Below are 19,480 nucleotides of genomic sequence, written 5' to 3'. Positions count from 1 at the left end.
GAATTAATCAAAAATTAATGCCAACCGAGCTTTCTGAATGCATACTTTTACACGAGTTGAGCCAAAGCTATTTTAAAGGAGCTTTCAGCTAGTTTGGTTTTTTCTGGGTTTTCTTGATATGTCTTACGAAGCGCATTCCCAATTGTCTGACTGACATCGGAGAAAATCGCCTCATCAGTTACTTCCGCCTTCTCACTCATTAAATAAGCAAATACTCTAGCCATGCCACAGTTGGCGATGAAATCAGGAATTACTGAAACTTGTCCATCTGTCCAAGCTGCAATAGGTCCGAAGAATATTTCCGGATCGGCGAAAGGAACATTTGCTCCGCAAGAAATCACCTCCAAACCTGCTTTGATCATTCGATCTGATTGGTCTTTGGTGATCAATCGGGAAGCTGCTGCCGGAATGAAAATTTCACTCTCCAAATCCCATATTTTTTCATTGATTTCTTCGAAAGACATCAAATTATCCGCTACCAGCTGATTGCCTTTTCGGTTAACAAATAATTCTCTAACCTCATCCAAGGTATACCCATCTGGATTGATCAATCCACCATTTTTATCAATAATACCGACGATTTTCACGCCTTCCACCGCCAAAAAGCAAGCAGCAGCTGAGCCTACATTCCCCCATCCTTGGATGACAGCACGTTTTCCTTTGATATCTCCACCCCAGATTTCATAGTAATGTCGAACTGCTTCAGCTACTCCATATCCGGTAATCATATCGGCTACGGTGTACTTTTTAGGACCATTTGGTGTGTATTTTGGATCCTCTAGAACTTTGGAAACCCCTTGACGAAGCTGACCGATTTTCCGGATTTTTTCGGGTTCAGTTGCATGAAAATGCCCATTCACGATACCTTCTTGCGGATGCCAGATACCATAAGATTCCGTGATAGGAATTACTTCATGAATTTCATCCACATTGAGGTCTCCACCCGTTCCGTAATAATTTTTCAATAATGGAGTAACAGCCTTGTACCACCGCTCCAAAACTTCCGCTTTTCTAGGATCATTAGGGTCAAAATTGATTCCTGATTTGGCTCCTCCGATGGCTGGACCGGAAACTGTAAATTTCACCTCCATGGTCTTGGCAAGGGATTCTACTTCTCGCTTATCAAGTCCTTTTCGCATTCGGGTTCCTCCTCCAGCAGCCCCTCCTCGAAGGGAATTGATCACTACCCAGCCCTCAGCTTCAGATTCTGAGTCGGACCATTCAAAAATGATTTCAGGTTTTTTATTTTCAAACCTTTTAAGTAGCTCTTGCATGTTTCTTTGGGTTTATATCTGTGGCGCAAAAATAGAAAATTATCCAGCCTAGCCCAGAAAAAATCCATGAGGGGATTTCTCACCCTTCAAAACTCAAAATCAGCCATAAATTACCCCTGAACAGGAATCTTTTCCGGCACCAGTTACATCGGAAAGCACATTGTTGATTCCTAAAATCCGCAGATAACCCAAAAAGGCGAAAACCAATGCTTCCTTAAATTCAATGAGTGTAGAAGAAACCTCTGCCTTTTCCCAATTAGACTCTAGGTAAAAATCTAACCTGGAAATAAAAAATTCATGATAAGCTCCCCCTCCTGTAATCAATACGCGTGGGGCTGAATCACCTGTATATTGAAGAATGACTTGACTGATTTGGATGGCATAATGCTCAACGAGGGTCGCCAAAATATCTTTTTCATCTAAATCCGAGTTTTCCAGTAATGGAAAAAAATCCTTTTCCATATCTTCTCTCCCCAAGGATTTGGCTCCAACTCGTTCGTAATAAGGTAAATTATTGAGTTGGCTTAGTAAATCACTATTCACTTTACCTTCGGAAGCCCACTCCCCTCCGTCATCATAGGCAGCACCCAATTTTTCTGCAAAAGGATTAAGTAAGAGGTTAAACGGACAAGTATCGAAGGCTAAACGCTTCCCTTTTTCTTCCATGGAGATATTGGCAATACCACCAAGATTCAGGCAAAAATCCATTTCTCCGAAAAGTAATTTATCCCCAATTGGCACCAAAGGAGCTCCCTGACCTCCAAGCTGAACATCCAGCATTCGGAAATCATTTACCACCCGGAATCCACTCTGTCTATGCAAAGCCCAACCATTACCGATTTGGAGACTGTATCCTTTTGCAGGTTGATGAAAAACGGTATGCCCATGAGAACAAACTGCCAGAGGATTTAGATTTTTTTCCTCACAAAAGCTCCGAACCTGCGTTCCCATCCAAGCCCCAAAATCCACATCCAATTGTGTCAATTGCTCAGAAGAAAGGAGATGGGAATTTTGAAGTAATGTTCCTAGCTCTTTTGGAAAGGGTTTAGTCAACGCGTGGAGAATTTTGAAGGACCATTGATCTCCTTTTTCAAATCGGCAATAAGCGATATCCAATCCATCACCTGAAGTACCGGACATCAAACCGATTAATTCAGCAGAATTCTCCATGGGTTAATGTTTGTTAAGTTAAACGAGGATTAAAGATAATTTTAGAAAAGATAAAAAGTAGGCTTTTTTGAATTGGTTATTTTGCAGGCCTTTTGTCATATGAAAAACTTAATCATCGACATCGGTAACTCTCGGATCAAATCGGCTTTTTTCGAAGAGGATGAATTGATTTGGGAAAAATCCTTTCAGGAACTCGCTGAAGGAAAGTCCCTATGGGAAGAAACAGCCTTTGATGCTTGCCTGATTTCTTCCGTTCGATGGTCAAAAGATGAGCTTCACAAAGAGCTGACATTCCCATTTCATTTTTTGGAATGGAATACTCCGCTTCCCATTACCAATGGCTATAGCACCCCACAAACCCTCGGATTGGATAGAATAGCAGCAGCTGTTGGAGCTTGGAATTTGGCTGGAGGAAAAGCCGTTTTAGCAATTGACTTGGGCAGCTGCATGACTTTCGAATTGGTAAACCCTACGGGTGTGTATAGAGGAGGTGCGATCAGCCCGGGTTTGCGGATGCGAGCGAGAGCCATGCATGAGTTTACCGCAAGACTCCCTATGATTGAGCTAGAAGGAAAGCCGAATTCACCCATTGGTACAAGTACCTTGGAAGGAATGAAAGCCGGGGTTTGGTATGGAATAGCCCATGAAATGGAGGGCTATATTGCCGAGCTCAAGCAGAAATTCTCCGATTTACAGGTATTTATTTGTGGGGGTGATGCACAATCTTTTGAATCATTGGCAAAAGACCACATATTTGTAGTCCCAAATTTGGTCCTGCGAGGATTAAATTGCATTCTAAACCACAATGTTAAACAGATTTAAATGGCATTTGCTGGGTGTTTGCTGCACCCTTTTCTTGTTTAGAGAGGTACAGGCTCAGTCCAGTGCTTCAACCTATTCCGCTTTGGGAATCGGAGAATTCAATTACTCCGGATTAACCCATAATCAGGGAACAGGAGGTTTGGGGATCAGTTTTGGAACCGGATGGAATCCAAATGTGGTGAACCCTGCCCTTCAGACAAGGAATACGATTTTTAATTTCCAAGCTGCCCTCAATTACAAGCGTATCAACGCAAATAATGGAAGTGAATCCTCAGATGTAGATGGAGGTGGCCTTTCATATATTGCTATGACTTTGCCGTTCAAGCCTACCAAGTTTACTATGGGAATGGGTTTGAATCAGCTTACATCGGTAAACTATGATTTAGAGATTACAAGTCAGGTAGCAGGTACACAGCTTAACAGCTTTAATACCATCACAGGAGATGGGGGTATTTCCGAAGCTTACCTAAGTGCAGGATTTTTATTGGCAAAAAATCTAAGTATTGGCGTTCACGGTTCCTATCTTTTTGGCTCTACCATACGAACCAACCAATTGGCGATTTATGACTCGTTGGGGACCCAAGTAGGGAACTCATCTGAATTTTATGAAAGATTAACAATCAGTGATGTAGGCTTAAAATTCGGTGCCCACTACTATTTCCGGCTGAATGAAAACAGCAACCTTCATCTTGGTGCCATTTATCAGACTTTAGGGGATGTCCGTGGAAAAGCTTTTGCCAAACTGGCAGCATTTGGGCAAGCTAGCGACCCCGAAACGCCAGGTGATCTTCTCGCTAACGACGAGAAGGGAAGTGTTTATATACCAAATCGTTACGGATTTGGGGTTAGTTTTGAAAGATTGAATAAATTTGTGATCGGTCTGGAAGGTCAGTACCAAGATTTTACAGGATTCCGATCTTTCTTGGGTGACCCTTTGAGTCTCCGAGAAGCAATAAAAGTAGGCCTTGGTTTTGAAATTGTGCCGGATTATTTGTCCGTTGACAATCTCGCTAAACGATCCACTTATAGGGTGGGGGTAGAGTTCCAACAGACTCCCTACTATCTGAACCAAACTACAATCAATGACCTTGGCATTAACTTTGGAACCTCGTTTCGTGTTAATCAATTATCCTTACTCAACCTGGCTGTCAAAGTGGGACGCCGAGGTACCTTGGAGCAAGGATTGGTCAGAGAGACCTATGTGAATTTCTCGCTTGGGTTCTCATTGAACGATAACACTTGGTTCTACAAGCGTGTATTTGAATAGAGATTACTATTAAACCGAATAAAACCAACAGAAACCATGAAAATTAAATCAACCCTTCTGGGGCTTTCAGCCTTACTCCTGGCAGGCATGGTGCAGGCCCAGGATGGATGGAATTGGCCCGCAGATTCTGAGCAAGAAGCTAAAGCGCGTGAACTTAACGCCGCTTACACAGACTACATGAAGTCTGAGCAGTTCGTGGAAGCTACTAAGCCTCTAAACTGGCTGCTTGTGAATGTTCCTGAGCTTAACGAGTCAATCTATATCAATGGTGTGACTGTATACAAAGGTGCCGCTGATGCTACTGCTGATGAAGCCCAAAAGCGAGTATACCAAGATTCTGTAATGGCTATCTACGATAAGCGCGATCAAATTTTCAACAATGCTGATAAGTGGATCGAAAACAAAGCTTATTTCGGATATGGCTTCTATAAAGGAACCAAGGAAAAATTAGGCGATGTAGTTGCTGACTTCGAAAGAGCTATCGAATTGAACGGAGAACTGTCTCTAGTAGACCTTTATTCTGCTTATTTCGATGCAGTATACAGACACAATGCTTACAACAAGGCCTATCAGCCTGAAGAGGTTTTGGCTATTTATGACAAAATCCAAGAGCATTTGGACAAAGCAGCTGCAGCAGGAAAGGATGTTTCCAGACCAAAAAGCACAACAGAGACCATCTTGGTGGCGATGAAATTGATCGATTGTGACTTCATCGAAAACAACATGGGACCAAAATTGGCGGCTGATCCTACCAATGAGGCTTTGGCTAATCAGATTTTCAAATACTCTGTACAATACAAGTGTTTCTCTTCTAATGCCTTCTTGGCTGCATTGGAACTAATCGACTCCAAGAACCCAACATACTCTACCTCTCAAGTCCGAGCAATGCGCTACATGCAAGAGCAAGATTTCGAAAAGGCTCTCCCTGTTGTTCAAAAGGCTCTTGAGTTGGCAGAAAACGATGTTCAGCGGTCTGAAATGCAAATGGAACTTGCAAAGATCTACGGTAACTTAGGTAGAAAATCAGATGCAAGAAACGCTGCAAAAACTGCTGCTTCTCTAAATGAAGAAGTTGTAAAAGATGCTTATACCTTGATCGCACAATTGTATATGAACTCCTTCAACGATTGTAGAGGTGGTCAGTCTAGAGCAAAAGACTACTCAATCTACATTGCAGCATACAATGCTTATCAGCGAGCAGGAGATTCTCAGGGTATGGCTCAAGCGAGAGCCCGATTCCCTTCCAAGGAAGAACTATTTACTGAAGGCCTACAAGCTGGTCAGAGTATGAACACTGGATGCTGGATAGGTGAAACAGTAACCCTTGCGACCAGAGATTAATATCACATAGCAATAATTAAAGGCAGTCTTCGGGCTGCCTTTTTTTGTTGGAACTCATCTAGTCAATTCCCGTATCTTTGTGCTGTGAATAGAATTCTTGTCATCGGATTGCTTCTTTTTAGCTGGGCTGTAACCTCCTGCAGGGAAAATGTGGATGCTGCTGCCTTGCAAGTCTATGAAGGTCCTGTCAATATGGCCACCAATATTCATGTGGTTCAATCTGATTCTGCTCTTCTTCGATCTGAAATCCGTGCTCCCAAACAGTATGAATATTTGGAAGGAGATATGGAGTTTCCTGAAGGTGTGGAAATCCAATTCTATGAAAAAGACGGAACCCTAAGCACTACCCTACGAGCAGATAAAGGCTATTTTAATAAAAAGGACAATCTCTATCGAGGAGTTGGGGATGTACAAGTCATCAATATGCTGGAAGATCAAAGTCTTCAGGCAGAAGAATTGTATTGGGATCCAACCAAAAAAATTATTTACACGGAAACATTTGTAACCGTAAGAGATAAGCAGACGCTCTTTAACGGTACCGGAATGACCGCTGACGAAAGCTTCACAAATTACACGCTAAAAAATGTCCGGGACAGCAGAACGCTTCTACCCGGTGAAGGTCTATGAAACTTGCAGACGTATTAATCCTTTCCCTTGCTTTGGCTTTGGTAATTATTGGCATCCACCAAACGCTTACCGTTGGCATCGGCTACTCTTATACCATTTTTATGTTTGCGGTAGCCTTGCTATTTTGGTTTCAATATCGAAAAACCAAGAAGGCAGAAGAGGAAGAAAAGTCATCTCCAAAAAGCAAAAAGAAAAAGCGATAGGCCATGGAAACGAGCTATTTGATTTACGTCATTATTACCCTGCTGTTTTCGGCCCTCTTTTCTGGTATTGAAATCGCCTACATCTCCTCCAACAAACTGCAAATCGAACTGCAAAGCAAGCAGGGAGCCTTGAGTGGAAAAATCCTGAGCAGCTTTGTTCAACGACCTGGCCAATTCATCGGAACCACCCTGATGGGAAACACCATCTCTTTGGTTCTTTACGGGATTTTTATGGCCTTTCTTTTGGAAGAGCCTCTCGCAAACTGGCTTCCGGAAGGTTTTAATCAAGAGGGTGTTGTTTTGATTTTACAAACTCTGATTTCCACCTTAATTGTATTAATAACAGCAGAATTTTTGCCTAAAAGTATTTTCATGCTTAATCCAAATAGCATGCTTCACTTTTTTGCGATTCCATTTTTGATGATTTACTATGTAATGTACCCGGTCGTTTGGGCTGTAGTAGGTCTATCCCGTTTTTTCATCACGAAGGTTTTGCGACTTGAATACAGCGAAGACAAGCCTGTGTTTACAGTAACTGATTTAAACAGCTTTATTCAAAATCACCTTTATCAAGATCGCTCAGAGGGAAATGCCGAGATTGACACCAAGATTTTTGACAATGCGGTAGAATTCAAAACCATCCGAGTCCGGGAATGTATGATTCCTCGTACTGATATTGTTGCTGTGGAGGTAGAGGATACAGTGGAGGAATTAAAGGAAGTGTTTGCTGAAAGTGGACATTCCAAAATCATCGTCTATAGAGAAACGATTGATGATGTGATCGGCTATTGCCACCAACTGGAGCTTTTCAAAAAGCCTAAAACCATTGAAGAAATTCTCACACCAATCATCATTGTGCCTGAATCCGCTTTGGCGAATGAATTATTGATCCAATTTATTCAAGAGCGAAAAAGCTTGGCTTTGGTAGTGGATGAGTTTGGCGGCACGAGTGGAATTGTCTCTATGGAAGATATTATTGAGGAAATCTTCGGGGAAATTGAAGATGAATATGACAGCGATGATTTGATCGAGCAAAAAATCTCTGATCAGGAATATTTGCTGAGTGCCCGCCATGAAATTGATTATCTGAACGATAAATATGAGTGGAATCTTCCTGTTGGAGACTATGAAACGCTATCTGGGTTGATTTTATCCTATACAGAAAACCTTCCCAAGAAAGGGGAGTCAGTGACAATTGGTCCTTTTACTTTTACAATCGTGTCCAAGCAAGAACACCGGATCGACTCTCTTCGCCTGAAAATCAACCCCTCCACGAATTTTTAGATAAGGCTTTGATTCAGAATATATTTTGAAAATCGTTCGCAATGCTATTATTTTGCGTCTCTTCTAAAAAAGTGTACTAAATCTAATGGCGTTAATTAAAGAAATAAGACAGCGGACAGGTCTCGCAATCGGTGTAATTGCCGGCGGGTTGATTCTATTCCTTTTGGGTGGGGATTTGCTAAGTCCTAACTCCACTTTATTGGGATCAAACAACCCTGTAGTGGGTGAAATTGCTGGTGAAGAAATCACCTACCAAGAGTATGTTGATAAGGTGGAAGAATTCCGCATTGCTTATCAGCAACGAACTGGAAGAGCTCCTTCTGAGGTAGAAATGTTTACCGTTAGGGAGCAGGCTTGGCAGGCCATGATCGTTGAAAAAGTATTCGACGAAGAATACGAAAAATTGGGTATGACCATTTCTCCAGAGGAATTGGTGGACATGGTGCAGGGAAAAAACATTGTTCCTGAACTCAGACAGCAATTGGTCAATCCACAAACTGGTCAATTCGACAAAACCCAGTTGATTGCTTTCCTTCAGTCATTAGAAACAGCTGACCCGGCTCAGCAAGCTTTCTGGGCACAGCAAGAGCAACTTTTCGCTGAGTCTCGCCTAAGAATCAAGTATGACAACTTATTGGCTACTTCTGAATATGCTACTTCTGCAGAAGGCAAAATGGAATACAAAGCAGCAAATACTATCGCTGAAGCTTCCATTCTTTTCGTGCCTTACTATGCAATTCCAGATACCGCTATTTCAGTAAGCGAGTCTGAAATGGAAGCATACTTGCGAGATAACAAAGAGAAATTCCAAACCGGAAATACTGCAAATATTGAGTATGTAAACTTCTCTATTCTTCCTAGCAGCGCTGACTCTGCTGCAGTAATTGAGGAGATCACTCAATTGACGGAAGAATTAAGAAATGCTGATAATGACTCTGTTTTTGTAAACAGAAACTCTGACCTTCGTCCTGCATTCTATACTTTCCGCCCAGGAGATGAGTTTCCAGAAGATTTGACTCGAAACGTTTCTGAATTTGTAGCAGGCGAAACTTATGGTCCTTTTGTAACCTCAAACTCTACATATATCAGCTTCAAGGTTTCTGATAAATATGAAGGAACTCCTCGTATGAGAGCTTCTCACATTTTGTTCAGCACTGAAGGCTTAGACGATGCTGCTAAAGCTGAAGTAAAAGCACAGGCTGAAGAGGTTCTTCAAGATTTGAAAAACGGTGGTGACTTTGCTACTGCTGCTCGAACTTACGGTCAGGATGGAACTTCTCAAACCGGTGGTGATTTGGGATGGTTTGCTAAAGAAGAATTTGTAGACGAATTCGCAGAAGCAACCTATGCTCGCAGAACTACAGGTTTGCTGCCAAATTTGGTAGAAACCGAGTATGGTTATCACATCATTGAAGTAACTGAACTTCCTAAAACTGAATACACTAAAATCGCTGTTCTTCAGAAAGAATTGATCGCTTCTGACGCAACTAGAAATGAGGCTTTCAGAAATGCAGATTCTTTCGCAGCTGAGTCCGGTAACAGAAATGAGTTCACTGAAAATGCAGTAGACCAAAACTACCGAGTACTTCAGGCTAACAATGTAGATGCTACTTCCCGAAACCTCAACAATCTTCAAAATGCCCGTGAAATCATCCGATGGGCTTTTGCAGAGGCTACTGAAGGAGAGGTTTCTCCAGTATTCGAATTGGAAAACGCTTACATCGTAGCGACTTTGGTAAGCAAGAAAGAAGAGGAAGAAACTACTTTGGCAGATGTAAGAGATCAAGTAGAAGGTCAAGTTAGAAATGACAAGAAGGCTGCCTTGATTATGGAAGCACTTGCTGGAAAGAGCACTTTGGAAGAAATGAAATCTGTCTATGGTGATGATGCTTCACTCAATGAAATTCCTGATTTGAAATTGAGCTCTTCAGTAATTCCGGGAATCGGTTTTGCACCAAAGGCTGTCGGAGCCATCTTTGGACTTTCCGAAGGAGGAATTACCAAGCCAATCCAAGAGGATATTGGAATCATTGTCGGCAAATTGAATGCGCTGACTCCAGCGGCTGATATTGCTGATTACACCTTATATCAAGCACAGCTTGCACAGAGCGGTGCACAGCGGGTTTCTTATCAAGTCATGATGGCACTGGAAGATCTCGCAGATGTCAAGGACTACCGATACAAATACTTCTAAACAACCAAATTGGAACCCATGTCACTCGGCATGGGTTTCTTTTTAGAATTAAAATTCGAAAGGTAGAAAATGTTACAGAAGCCCTTTAGCAAAGAGACTTTCAAAGAAAAGCTCGAGGCACATGGAGAATTTCCCATGCTTTATATGTTTAAATTCATTGTCCCGAATGGACGGGAAAATGAAATAGGTGCGATCTTCCCAAAAAATGAGATGAGCCTAAAAGCAAGCTCTGGAGGAAAATACGTGAGCACCACGATTCAAGTGATGGTACACAGTGCCGATGAAATCATCAATTACTATGAAAAAGCCTCTTCCATAGAGGGAGTAATTTCACTTTAAAATTTCTAGCTGATGTGGAAAGAAGAAAATAATCGACTCAAAAAAACCTTTACCTTCAAGGATTTCCAAGAGGCATTTGCCTTCATGACTCGAGTGGCCTTTTTGGCAGAAGCTCAGCAGCATCACCCTAATTGGAGCAATGTGTACAATTCAGTTGAGATTGAACTGACTACGCATGATGCGGGAAATACGGTAACTGAAAAAGATCATCAATTGGCAAAAGCCATCGATGCTATCCTAGCATGAGCGAATCACTTCCCATCAGTTTGTACCTGGTTCCTACACCGATTGGAAATCTCAAAGACATCACACTTCGAGCCTTAGAGATTCTCCAATCGGTGGATGTGATTTTAGCCGAGGATACACGAACTACGGGAATGCTACTCAAGCATCTTGAAATTTCCAATTCCCTTCAATCATACCATATTTTCAACGAGCATAAAGCCGTTGAAAAGTTAGTGGAAAGAATGAAGCGAGGAGAAGTATTTGCTTTGGTTTCTGATGCAGGAACACCGGCTATTTCAGATCCTGGATTCTTACTGGTAAGAGAAGTAATTGCTGCTGGATTGGAGGTTCAAAGCCTTCCAGGTCCTACGGCTTTTGTGCCTGCATTGGTCAATTCAGGCCTACCAAACGATCGTTTTGTATTTGAAGGATTTCTTCCTCATAAAAAGGGGAGAAAGACCCGGATCGATTCCTTGGTGGATGAAACAAGAACCATGATTTTCTATGAATCTCCTCATCGCTTAATCAAGACCTTAGAGCAGCTTTCTGAAGCTTTTGGAGCAGACAGACAGGCTTGCGTATCGAGGGAGCTTACAAAAATCCATGAAGAAAATGTTCGAGGAACCTTGGAAGAATTGATCTCTTATTATGAAACAAATCCCCTGAAAGGAGAAATAGTACTCACTGTTGCCGGAAAAGTCGAAAAGAAAGAATCCAGAGAGGAAAAACAGGAGAAACGATCGAAAAAATACAGGGATTAAATACTCCTCACCCTTTTTTCCCCAATACTTTTAAAAACAAATTACCCATGCTCAGTCAAGAAAAACTTCAGCAACTGTTAGAGCAAACCCAAGAAATAGCCAAGTCTGTCGGTGCCTTTATCCGAAAAGAGCGACAACATTTCGATGTACAAAAAGTCGAGCACAAAGGATTCAATGACTTGGTTTCATATGTGGACAAAGAAGCTGAGCGAAGAATCGTCGAGCAGCTAGGCCAAATATTTCCAGAGGCAGGTTTTATTACCGAAGAGGGAACGAACTCGACTAGAGCTGAGGTGTACAATTGGGTTATTGATCCTTTGGATGGCACCACCAATTTCATCCATGGTTTACCGATATTCTCTGTCAGCATTGCCTTGATGGAGCGGGAAGAAGTCATTCTAGGCGTGGTTTATGAAATCAACCTCCACGAATGCTTCTATGCCATTAAAGGAGGAGGAGCTTTTTGCAATGAAACCCCAATTCATGTAAGCAAAGCGCCGAACCTAGCAGCTTCTTTAATCGCAACAGGGTTCCCGTATTATAACTTTGAACAGATAGATAAATACCTGGCGGCATTGAAATCTCTAATGCAAAGCACACATGGACTTCGTCGCTTTGGTTCTGCAGCTGTTGATTTAGCCTATGTAGCTATGGGTAGAATCGAAGGATTTTTTGAATACAACTTGAACTCCTATGATGTTGCCGCGGGCTCTTTGATTGTCAAAGAAGCTGGAGGAAAGGTCACAGATTTCTCAGGTGGATCGGATTACATTTTTGGAAGACAGATTGTAGCGACCAATTCCATGATTCATCAAGAGTTCTTACAAGAACTTGATCGAATTTGGTCAGCCTAGGAAAAAATACCAGCACCCTAAGGTGATGAGGGAAACCACCATCCCCAAACCTGAAAGCAAAGCCGCCAAGCGTGGCGCCAAATTATAATTGATTGCTACGATCGAGCCTGTAATCATCGGTGCCATGGCAGACTCCAAAACGGTGACTTTGAAGGTCAATCCATCTGCATCCATGAAGTTTTGGTAGAGGAAATAGATTAATGCCGGAGCCAGGAGCAATCGGTATCCAAGTCCTGCCCAAAAATAAAGAGACTTCAAATCCGCTCGCTCCACCCGAAAACGCAAACCAATAGCCAATAGGGCCATCGGAGCCATGGACTTCCCAATTAAAGTTAGGAATGGAAGTAGGAATTCAGGCGTTTTTAATCCCACAAGACTCATAATCAGGGTTCCAATCAAAAATCCAAAGGGAGGGAACTTCAATATCTTCCAAGGTATTTGCCGGTAATCTCCGGACTGGTGACTATAGATGGAACCAATGATGATCGCCATGGATGAAACCAATAGGAATGAGCCCCCTTGATCCATCAACAAGGCTATAGGCAAACCTTCAATCCCATAAAGTGCTTCCACAACAGGGAAGCCTAAAAATGAGGTATTCGCTAAACCGGCTACAATTGATAGACAACCTGTAACCTGGGGGCTCCAACCCAAGATTCGCCCCAAAATCCCAAAAACCAACCAAGAAAGGAAAAAGGTCAACCAAGAAGCCGATACTGGAATCAGTAGCCCCCAACTAGGTTCAATGCTAGGAATATATAAAAGAGCAATGGCAGGAAGCACCAAATTGAACAAGTAACTATTCACCCATTTTATCGCTTTTTCAACTGGAAATCCGGACTTACGCTGCCCGATCAGTCCCAGTATTAAAAACAAAAAAGCAAGGATGGCTCCTATCATAGAGGAAAGATAAAAACTCAGGTTTTATTAACATAAAAATAATTTGGCATCATTGTAGCAGGCTGATAATCAGGATACTTTTGCCAAAAGGAAAATGGCCTATGAAAAAACTAATACCTATCCTTATCGATAATAAGTACTGGATACAATTATCCCAGTTACAAAGCGAGCAGGCCAAGAAGTTGAAATCTTGGCTTCCAACCGGTTCATTGAAGAATCTCACTTATCAAGGAATTCTTTTGAAGGATTGCCTACAATTCGAAACTTATGAATACTGGTTTCGGAATCAAGGGTTGAGAAATCAGAGACAGGAACATTTGGATTTCTAATCCAAACCGAAGTTTTTCCGCTTTTCTGAAAAGTATTTTTCAAGTTCTGGATAAAAAGAACTACTCGCCTCCGGGATTCCATCCAAGACCAATTCCATTTTTCCTTCCCAGGAATCTTGATTGACCTGCATACCTTCAATCAAATAGATTAAATCCTCCAAATTCATCGGCTCATCCACTTTGGAAGGATAAAGCATGTAGTCATTTCCATAGAAATCGACAGCCTCGAGGTGAATCATCCGATCGATTTCATGAGCATAGATACTGATTTGTTCTCCCCATTGACTCTCCGGATAGTGTAGGCGCACCAAAAGGACAGAATTGGTGCCTTCCGAGAAGTAATTGTCAGGTCGAAATTTGAAATCAATCATTTCCCGAAATTAGGAAATTTCACCTTTTTCTTTCCTCAAATTTCAATTCCAATCCACATTGGATAATAAGGACTTTCGGGCTATTTTTGGACTTCATTTAGCATAGGCCTTTTCTGTTTTTTGCTACAGCTAGGCTTTCAAACCACTTGATTATGAAAAGAGATACGGTTGTATTTGACCTCATCAACAGAGAAGAAGACAGACAAAAGCGAGGAATCGAATTGATTGCTTCTGAAAACTTCACCAGCAAGCAAGTCATGGAAGCTGCAGGAAGTGTCTTGACCAATAAATATGCGGAAGGTCTTCCTAAAAAGCGCTACTATGGTGGCTGTGAAGTAGTAGATGAGATCGAGCAAATCGCTATTGATAGGGCTAAAGAGCTCTTCGGAGCAACTTGGGCTAACGTACAACCTCACTCAGGAGCTCAGGCTAATGCTGCCGTGATGCTTGCGTGTCTCAAGCCAGGTGATGCGATTTTGGGCTTTGATCTTGCTCATGGTGGTCACTTGACCCATGGTTCTCCAGTGAATTTCTCAGGAAAACTTTATGATCCACATTTTTATGGTGTAGAGGAAGATACCGGAGTCATCAATTACGACAAGGTTGAAGCAAAAGCACTGGAAGTAAAGCCAAAAATGATTATCTGCGGAGCTTCTGCTTATTCACGAGATTGGGATTATGAGCGACTTCGTGACATAGCAGACCAAGTAGATGCCATTTTACTTGCTGATATTTCCCATCCATCAGGATTGATTGCTAGAGGTCTTTTGAATGATCCTTTGGAATTTTGTCATATTGTAACCACCACCACACACAAAACCTTGCGTGGACCACGCGGAGGTTTGATTATGATGCGGGAAGATTTTGATAATCCATGGGGCTTGACTACTCCGAAAGGAGAAATTAGAAAAATGTCTTCTCTACTAGATATGGGTGTTTTCCCAGGTACACAAGGTGGTCCATTGGAGCATATTATCGCAGCGAAAGCAGTTGCTTTCCAAGAGGCTCTTTCTGACGAATACATGCATTACATAGTGCAGGTGAAAAAGAATGCAGCTGTGATGGCGGAAGAATTCGTCAACTTGGGATACAAATTGATTTCAGGAGGAACTGATAATCACTTGATGCTGATTGACCTCCGAAACAAGGATATCACTGGAAAGCTTGCCGAAGAGACTCTAGGTAAAGTAGATATCACCATCAATAAAAATATGGTGCCTTTTGATAACAAATCCCCATTTGTGACTTCCGGAATGCGCGTAGGTACTGCGGCAGTAACGACACGTGGCCTCAAAGAAGGCGATATGCGCAAAATTGTAAGATTGATTGACAAAGCCTTGATGAATCATTCCGACGAGGTTGTCTTGAATCAAATCCGAGGCGAAGTAAATGAATGGATGGTTCAATTTCCTTTATACTAATCTGAAACTAGTAAAGTGGCATTAGACCAATATCAAGAAGAAGAGGAAGGTATGTCCTTCCTGGATCATTTGGAAGCTTTGCGCTGGCATTTATTGCGCTCCATCGCTGCCATTTTGATCTTTTCAGTCATTGCATTCTTAGCCAAGAGTATTGTATTCGGGATAGTTATCCTAGGACCTTCGAAGATAGACTTCTTTACCTATCGGGTTCTTTGTGATTTGTCCAGCTTTGTAAATATGCCGGCTCTTTGCATTGATGAACTTCCCTTCACCATACAAAGCCGTCAGATGACCGGACAGTTTTCCATGCACATGACATCCAGTTTTGTGGTGGGATTCATTGTCGCCTTTCCTTATGTTTTTTGGGAAGTTTGGCGATTTATCAGTCCGGGACTCTATGACCAGGAAAAGCAAGCTGCCCGTGGAGCAGTATTCTTTGTGAGTTTGCTTTTCTTCTTGGGAGCAGCATTCGGATATTACATCCTTTCGCCGCTTTCTATCAACTTCTTGTCCAACTACCAGTTGGACCCTTCCATTCTGAATGAATTTGACATTACATCATATGTTACTACATTGACCATGTTGGTTTTGGCTTCGGCCATTATGTTCCAACTTCCTGTGGTCATTTATTTCCTCTCCATGTCAGGATTGGTAACATCAGGAATGCTGCGAACTTACCGGCGTCATGCGATTGTCGTGATTTTGGTTTTGGCAGCAGTCATTACTCCTCCTGACGTGATCAGCCAATTGCTTATTGCAATGCCTATTTTGGTGCTTTATGAAGCAGGAATCAACATTGCAAAGCGACTAGAAAAGAAACGAGCATTGAAGGAAGCTGAATACGAGCGGGAAAGAGAAGAAGAAAACGATTAAAACTTATAAACACATGGCGAAGAGAATTGCAATCGGCGGGGACCATGCCGGCTTTGAGTACAAGGAAATGTTAGTCGAAAAGCTCAAAAAGCAGGGATATGAGGTGAAGGATTTTGGTCCTTTCTCTGATGCTTCGGTAGACTATCCAGATTATGTTCATCCCCTTTGTACTGCGATCGAAAAGGGAGAGTTTGACCAAGGAATTGTAATTTGTGGAAGCGGAAACGGCGTAGCTATGACAGCAAACAAACATCAGGGAATTCGTGCTGCTCTTTGCTGGAATACTGCTTTAGCTTCCTTGGCTAGACGACACAACAATGCCAATGTAATCGCAATACCTGCGAGATTTGTCAATTTTCAAGATACCGAAAATATGGTGGAAACCTTCCTTACTACAGATTTCGAAGGTGGACGTCACAAAAACCGAGTTAATAAAATAGCCTGTGGTTAATCGATCCACAGGCTATTTTTTTCTTTAACAAGGTTTTACGATGGTCTAATTTTTAATGATGAACTTGTTAATCAAGCTCATTACTCCAGCTCCCAATAAGGAAGAAGGGAAGGCAATTATTTCAATAAATAAAATCTCAAAGGGCCAAAGGTTATGATAGGTAGGTCCTAATGCAAAAGAATCATAAACCACTCGGAAAAAGATTGCAAGTGCAAAACCAAGGGAAACTAGTACAGCAGTGTTGAGAGGTGCTTTCTTTTTTAATATTCCACCAATCACTCCAACAACAATACCAGCAATCCCCATCTTCAAAATATATGGCTGGCTAGACATAATGACCTCCTTATAAGGAATTGGCCAATGAACAAAGCCTGCGGCGATTATTCCTAAGAATATGACAAGAAGAGAATAGCGGTCATTAAATAGTGATTTCATTGTTTATTTTTCAAATTCATTAACCTGATCAACATCAAACTTTTTCATAGCCTCACCGGGAATCAGTTTGTATGAAACTTGTCGTATCCCACCTGTAGGATTTGCATTGGAATCGCCTTCCAAATAGATAGGAAATCGCTGAACAAGGCGAGTTTCAACCAAAGCAAATTCATCATGTCCCATATAGCCCTGACTGATATCTGGGTTTTCAGAAGTGGGGGGAAAATACACCTGACTCATGGATTTTAGATTGTTTACTGAGAAACCATACACATTCCCATAGCTACCGCTTCCATCTGAAACCGTGTAAACCATCAATTCCGGGGAGCCATCCGAATCTAGGTCTTCTACTTCTGCATCCACAACTTGTTCGCCAACCAGGTCAAAGGATTCATTGTATTCCTGCTCTTTCAAGCCAAAAGTAAAGACCGTTAACTTGGTCGCATCTTCCTCCTTTACTGAAGTCACATTGAAGCCTATTCCTTGAAGATTTAACACTTTGGAAAAAAGCGTAGGGTCAATTTGTTCCGTATCCAATTCTCCATCAATCTTTTGATACGTTCCTTCCAGCGTAGCTCCTCCACTACAGAAGAAGGATAAAATTCCATTATCTGCTGCATTCTCTGTGGATATTTGAAGGCTTCCATCCTGAAAAGAAAAAACAATCTGCTTCCCATCCTGATAGCTTGGGTATTGATTTTCGGATAAGGGGTAGGCTTTGGTGTCATAGGTACAGGTTGGTTTTTTTCGATCGGCTCTAGATCGTACGGAAATGGAAATGCTACCATCCTTTCCGGGCTTGACTGCTACTGATACCCAATCATACCCTTGATCGCGTTGTGCATAGCCCTCATCGACATAGTTTCCAAAAACAGATGATTGCGACTCATCAGGTGATTCAGCGACAATTTCAGCAGGGTTTTCCTGCTCTTCAACTTCTTGATTTTTCTGGCTGCAGCTTAGAAGTACGCTGCCGATCAATGCCATCAAAAAAATCTTTTTCATAGCGCTAGAAGGTTATTTTTCAGTAGGTTTCAAATAATTAACCCTAATGCAAAATAGACGATTTTAGGAAAAATCCTAGCTGATCAACTTAGGATAAACCATATTCAAAAACCAAAAAAGAAAAATCCCCGCCTGTTTGAATCAAGCGGGGATTGATAGTTTATGCTGAATTTAAGCTCTAAAGAATCGATCGAAACTGCTTTAAAAACCGGACATCATTTTCGGTAAACAAGCGTAAATCCTTGATCTGATACTTCAGCATGGCAATTCGTTCAATACCCATTCCGAAAGCAAAGCCCGTAAACTTTTTGGAATCGATACCACAATTTTCTAGGACATGAGGATCTACCATTCCAGAACCTCCGATTTCAACCCAGCCTGTTCCTTTACAAACATTACAGCCTGCTCCTCCACATAGCAGACAGGAAATATCAATCTCTGCACTTGGTTCGGTGAAAGGGAAGAAAGAAGGACGGAAACGCACTTTGGTACCTTTACCAAACATTTCCTTGGCGAAGTGATAAAGCGTGTTCTTCAAATCCGCAAAACCTACATTTTCATCCACATATAATCCTTCCACTTGGTGGAAAATACAGTGAGCACGGGCAGAGATAGCTTCATTCCGGTACACTCTACCCGGGGAAAGCGTTCGGATCGGTGGTTTTTGATTTTCCATCACTCGAACCTGCACAGATGAGGTGTGTGTCCGAAGCGCGATATCCGGATTCTTCTCGATAAAGAAGGTATCCTGCATTTCTCGCGCAGGGTGATTTTCTGGGAAATTCAAAGCCGTGAAATTATGCCAGTCGTCTTCGATTTCCGGGCCTTCAGAAAGATTGAATCCGATGCGTTCAAAAATCTCAATGATGCGCTGACGGGTAGCAGTCAATGGATGGATTCCCCCAATCGCATGATTGGAAGGAGGAAGTGTCAAATCCAGATCAGCTGATTTTGCTTTTTTATTGGCAGTATTTACCTTCTCAATAAGCTCCTGGAACTTAGCTTCTGCGAGTTGCTTTACGCTGTTGACCAATTGGCCGTAAGCACGTTTCTCTTCATTGGGGATTTGACCCATGGCAGCAAAAAGTTCACCTACCACACTTTTTTTGGAGATGAACTTCATTCGATAGGCCTCTAACTCATCTGCATTTTGGGCATCAGCCGCCGCGATGGCAGCTTTTATCGCTTCAATTTTTTCCTGATGCATGGATATTTCCTTTCTAAAGCCACAAAGCTACAATTTTTAAGTTTTTGAAGAGGTGTAAATGGCAGAAGTTACTCTTGAAAAAGAAAATAGCCCAGATTTTTCAACCTAGGCTACTTCTATTTTAATG

Annotated in this window: 22 protein-coding genes; 15 read left to right on the top strand and 7 right to left on the bottom strand. The window is 41.9% G+C overall.

Annotation, left to right across the window (positions count from 1 at the left end; translation table 11 throughout):
• Window positions 1-47: 47 nt before the first annotated feature.
• Together NY014_RS11595 and NY014_RS11590 are read right to left on the bottom strand one after the other, a co-directional pair.
• Entirely contained in the window at window positions 48-1,274 is a 1,227-nt protein-coding gene (locus tag NY014_RS11595) for a Glu/Leu/Phe/Val dehydrogenase dimerization domain-containing protein (RefSeq protein WP_259414742.1), read from the bottom strand.
• 99 nt (window positions 1,275-1,373) lie between these two features.
• A complete protein-coding gene (locus NY014_RS11590) occupies window positions 1,374-2,444 on the bottom strand; it encodes an anhydro-N-acetylmuramic acid kinase (protein ID WP_259414741.1) in 1,071 nt (356 codons plus the stop codon).
• Window positions 2,445-2,543: 99 nt separating this feature from the next.
• Here NY014_RS11590 and NY014_RS11585 point away from each other — a divergent pair, with 99 nt between their 5' ends.
• The 11 genes from NY014_RS11585 (at window position 2,544) to NY014_RS11535 (ending at window position 12,361) form a co-directional block, all read left to right on the top strand.
• On the top strand, window positions 2,544-3,266 hold the full coding sequence (locus NY014_RS11585; protein WP_259414740.1) for a type III pantothenate kinase: 723 nt from the start codon (window positions 2,544-2,546) through the stop codon (window positions 3,264-3,266).
• Entirely contained in the window at window positions 3,250-4,533 is a 1,284-nt protein-coding gene (gene bamG, locus NY014_RS11580) for a BamG family beta-barrel-assembly machinery protein (RefSeq protein ID WP_259414739.1), read from the top strand. Before NY014_RS11585 ends, bamG begins: the two co-directional genes overlap by 17 nt.
• 36 nt (window positions 4,534-4,569) lie before the next feature.
• On the top strand, window positions 4,570-5,874 hold the full coding sequence (locus NY014_RS11575) for a tetratricopeptide repeat protein (protein WP_259414738.1): 1,305 nt from the start codon (window positions 4,570-4,572) through the stop codon (window positions 5,872-5,874).
• Window positions 5,875-5,958: 84 nt separating this feature from the next.
• On the top strand, window positions 5,959-6,501 hold the full coding sequence (gene lptC, locus NY014_RS11570; RefSeq protein WP_259414737.1) for an LPS export ABC transporter periplasmic protein LptC: 543 nt from the start codon (window positions 5,959-5,961) through the stop codon (window positions 6,499-6,501).
• Window positions 6,498-6,704, top strand: coding sequence for a hypothetical protein (locus NY014_RS11565; RefSeq protein ID WP_259414736.1), 207 nt, complete (start codon window positions 6,498-6,500; stop codon window positions 6,702-6,704). Before lptC ends, NY014_RS11565 begins: the two co-directional genes overlap by 4 nt.
• Before the next feature lie 3 nt (window positions 6,705-6,707).
• The gene (locus tag NY014_RS11560; protein ID WP_259414735.1) at window positions 6,708-7,988 is read left to right on the top strand and encodes a hemolysin family protein; all 1,281 of its coding nucleotides are present in this window, start codon (window positions 6,708-6,710) and stop codon (window positions 7,986-7,988) included.
• Between the two features lie 85 nt (window positions 7,989-8,073).
• Window positions 8,074-10,182, top strand: a complete 2,109-nt coding sequence (locus NY014_RS11555) for a peptidylprolyl isomerase (RefSeq protein ID WP_259414734.1) — start codon at window positions 8,074-8,076, stop codon at window positions 10,180-10,182.
• Window positions 10,183-10,251: 69 nt separating this feature from the next.
• Window positions 10,252-10,521 (top strand): DUF493 domain-containing protein, encoded by a 270-nt coding sequence (locus NY014_RS11550; RefSeq protein ID WP_135071874.1) that lies wholly within the window; start codon window positions 10,252-10,254, stop codon window positions 10,519-10,521.
• Between the two features lie 12 nt (window positions 10,522-10,533).
• Window positions 10,534-10,767: a 4a-hydroxytetrahydrobiopterin dehydratase gene (locus tag NY014_RS11545; RefSeq protein ID WP_259414733.1), complete on the top strand. Its 234-nt coding sequence runs from the start codon at window positions 10,534-10,536 to the stop codon at window positions 10,765-10,767.
• Entirely contained in the window at window positions 10,764-11,507 is a 744-nt protein-coding gene (gene rsmI / locus NY014_RS11540; protein WP_259414732.1) for a 16S rRNA (cytidine(1402)-2'-O)-methyltransferase, read from the top strand. The genes NY014_RS11545 and rsmI overlap by 4 nt, the downstream gene beginning before the upstream one ends.
• A gap of 47 nt (window positions 11,508-11,554) precedes the next feature.
• On the top strand, window positions 11,555-12,361 hold the full coding sequence (locus tag NY014_RS11535) for an inositol monophosphatase family protein (RefSeq protein ID WP_259414731.1): 807 nt from the start codon (window positions 11,555-11,557) through the stop codon (window positions 12,359-12,361).
• Here the strand turns inward: NY014_RS11535 and NY014_RS11530 are convergent.
• A complete protein-coding gene (locus NY014_RS11530) occupies window positions 12,353-13,261 on the bottom strand; it encodes an AEC family transporter (RefSeq protein WP_259414730.1) in 909 nt (302 codons plus the stop codon). The genes NY014_RS11535 and NY014_RS11530 overlap by 9 nt on opposite strands.
• Before the next feature lie 101 nt (window positions 13,262-13,362).
• On the opposite strand from NY014_RS11530, the gene NY014_RS11525 reads away from it, so the two are divergent.
• A complete protein-coding gene (locus NY014_RS11525) occupies window positions 13,363-13,590 on the top strand; it encodes a hypothetical protein (protein ID WP_259414729.1) in 228 nt (75 codons plus the stop codon).
• Here NY014_RS11525 and NY014_RS11520 read toward each other — a convergent pair.
• Entirely contained in the window at window positions 13,587-13,961 is a 375-nt protein-coding gene (locus tag NY014_RS11520) for a UDP-glucuronosyltransferase (protein WP_259414728.1), read from the bottom strand. The genes NY014_RS11525 and NY014_RS11520 overlap by 4 nt on opposite strands.
• A gap of 152 nt (window positions 13,962-14,113) precedes the next feature.
• On the opposite strand from NY014_RS11520, the gene glyA reads away from it, so the two are divergent.
• From glyA to rpiB, 3 genes are read left to right on the top strand one after another with little or no spacing between them, the layout of a single operon-like run.
• The gene (glyA, locus tag NY014_RS11515; protein WP_259414727.1) at window positions 14,114-15,382 is read left to right on the top strand and encodes a serine hydroxymethyltransferase; all 1,269 of its coding nucleotides are present in this window, start codon (window positions 14,114-14,116) and stop codon (window positions 15,380-15,382) included.
• 15 nt (window positions 15,383-15,397) lie between these two features.
• A complete protein-coding gene (gene tatC, locus NY014_RS11510) occupies window positions 15,398-16,255 on the top strand; it encodes a twin-arginine translocase subunit TatC (protein ID WP_259414726.1) in 858 nt (285 codons plus the stop codon).
• Between the two features lie 13 nt (window positions 16,256-16,268).
• Window positions 16,269-16,706, top strand: a complete 438-nt coding sequence (gene rpiB / locus NY014_RS11505) for a ribose 5-phosphate isomerase B (RefSeq protein ID WP_135071892.1) — start codon at window positions 16,269-16,271, stop codon at window positions 16,704-16,706.
• Between the two features lie 45 nt (window positions 16,707-16,751).
• On the opposite strand, the gene NY014_RS11500 is transcribed toward rpiB, so the two are convergent.
• The 3 genes from NY014_RS11500 to pheS all read right to left on the bottom strand — a co-directional run bounded on the left by NY014_RS11500 (window position 16,752) and on the right by pheS (window position 19,353).
• A complete protein-coding gene (locus NY014_RS11500) occupies window positions 16,752-17,141 on the bottom strand; it encodes a hypothetical protein (RefSeq protein WP_259414725.1) in 390 nt (129 codons plus the stop codon).
• A gap of 3 nt (window positions 17,142-17,144) precedes the next feature.
• Window positions 17,145-18,146 (bottom strand): hypothetical protein, encoded by a 1,002-nt coding sequence (locus NY014_RS11495; RefSeq protein ID WP_259414724.1) that lies wholly within the window; start codon window positions 18,144-18,146, stop codon window positions 17,145-17,147.
• 178 nt (window positions 18,147-18,324) lie between these two features.
• Complete coding sequence (gene pheS, locus NY014_RS11490) at window positions 18,325-19,353, bottom strand: phenylalanine--tRNA ligase subunit alpha (RefSeq protein ID WP_259414723.1); 1,029 nt, start codon at window positions 19,351-19,353, stop codon at window positions 18,325-18,327.
• Between the last annotated feature and the right edge of the window lie 127 nt (window positions 19,354-19,480).

Origin of the sequence: Algoriphagus limi (assembly GCF_024919275.1) — a bacterium.
In the GTDB taxonomy this organism is placed as follows: Bacteria; Bacteroidota; Bacteroidia; order Cytophagales; family Cyclobacteriaceae; genus Algoriphagus; species Algoriphagus limi.
Note: the sequence above shows the minus strand (reverse complement) of the source record. Positions and strands in the feature narration are given on the sequence as shown.

Bases quoted from the DNA above. Each gene is read 5' to 3' on its own strand.
- NY014_RS11595 (WP_259414742.1), bottom strand. From the start codon at position 1,274: ATGCAAGAGCTACTTAAAAGGTTTGAAAATAAAAAACCTGAAATCATT.
- NY014_RS11590 (WP_259414741.1), bottom strand. From the start codon at position 2,444: ATGGAGAATTCTGCTGAATTAATCGGTTTGATGTCCGGTACTTCAGGT.
- NY014_RS11585 (WP_259414740.1), top strand. From the start codon at position 2,544: ATGAAAAACTTAATCATCGACATCGGTAACTCTCGGATCAAATCGGCT.
- bamG (WP_259414739.1), top strand. From the start codon at position 3,250: ATGTTAAACAGATTTAAATGGCATTTGCTGGGTGTTTGCTGCACCCTT.
- NY014_RS11575 (WP_259414738.1), top strand. From the start codon at position 4,570: ATGAAAATTAAATCAACCCTTCTGGGGCTTTCAGCCTTACTCCTGGCA.
- NY014_RS11565 (WP_259414736.1), top strand. From the start codon at position 6,498: ATGAAACTTGCAGACGTATTAATCCTTTCCCTTGCTTTGGCTTTGGTA.
- NY014_RS11560 (WP_259414735.1), top strand. From the start codon at position 6,708: ATGGAAACGAGCTATTTGATTTACGTCATTATTACCCTGCTGTTTTCG.
- NY014_RS11555 (WP_259414734.1), top strand. From the start codon at position 8,074: ATGGCGTTAATTAAAGAAATAAGACAGCGGACAGGTCTCGCAATCGGT.
- NY014_RS11550 (WP_135071874.1), top strand. From the start codon at position 10,252: ATGTTACAGAAGCCCTTTAGCAAAGAGACTTTCAAAGAAAAGCTCGAG.
- NY014_RS11545 (WP_259414733.1), top strand. From the start codon at position 10,534: ATGTGGAAAGAAGAAAATAATCGACTCAAAAAAACCTTTACCTTCAAG.
- rsmI (WP_259414732.1), top strand. From the start codon at position 10,764: ATGAGCGAATCACTTCCCATCAGTTTGTACCTGGTTCCTACACCGATT.
- NY014_RS11535 (WP_259414731.1), top strand. From the start codon at position 11,555: ATGCTCAGTCAAGAAAAACTTCAGCAACTGTTAGAGCAAACCCAAGAA.
- NY014_RS11530 (WP_259414730.1), bottom strand. From the start codon at position 13,261: ATGATAGGAGCCATCCTTGCTTTTTTGTTTTTAATACTGGGACTGATC.
- NY014_RS11525 (WP_259414729.1), top strand. From the start codon at position 13,363: ATGAAAAAACTAATACCTATCCTTATCGATAATAAGTACTGGATACAA.
- NY014_RS11520 (WP_259414728.1), bottom strand. From the start codon at position 13,961: ATGATTGATTTCAAATTTCGACCTGACAATTACTTCTCGGAAGGCACC.
- glyA (WP_259414727.1), top strand. From the start codon at position 14,114: ATGAAAAGAGATACGGTTGTATTTGACCTCATCAACAGAGAAGAAGAC.
- rpiB (WP_135071892.1), top strand. From the start codon at position 16,269: ATGGCGAAGAGAATTGCAATCGGCGGGGACCATGCCGGCTTTGAGTAC.
- NY014_RS11500 (WP_259414725.1), bottom strand. From the start codon at position 17,141: ATGAAATCACTATTTAATGACCGCTATTCTCTTCTTGTCATATTCTTA.
- NY014_RS11495 (WP_259414724.1), bottom strand. From the start codon at position 18,146: ATGAAAAAGATTTTTTTGATGGCATTGATCGGCAGCGTACTTCTAAGC.
- pheS (WP_259414723.1), bottom strand. From the start codon at position 19,353: ATGCATCAGGAAAAAATTGAAGCGATAAAAGCTGCCATCGCGGCGGCT.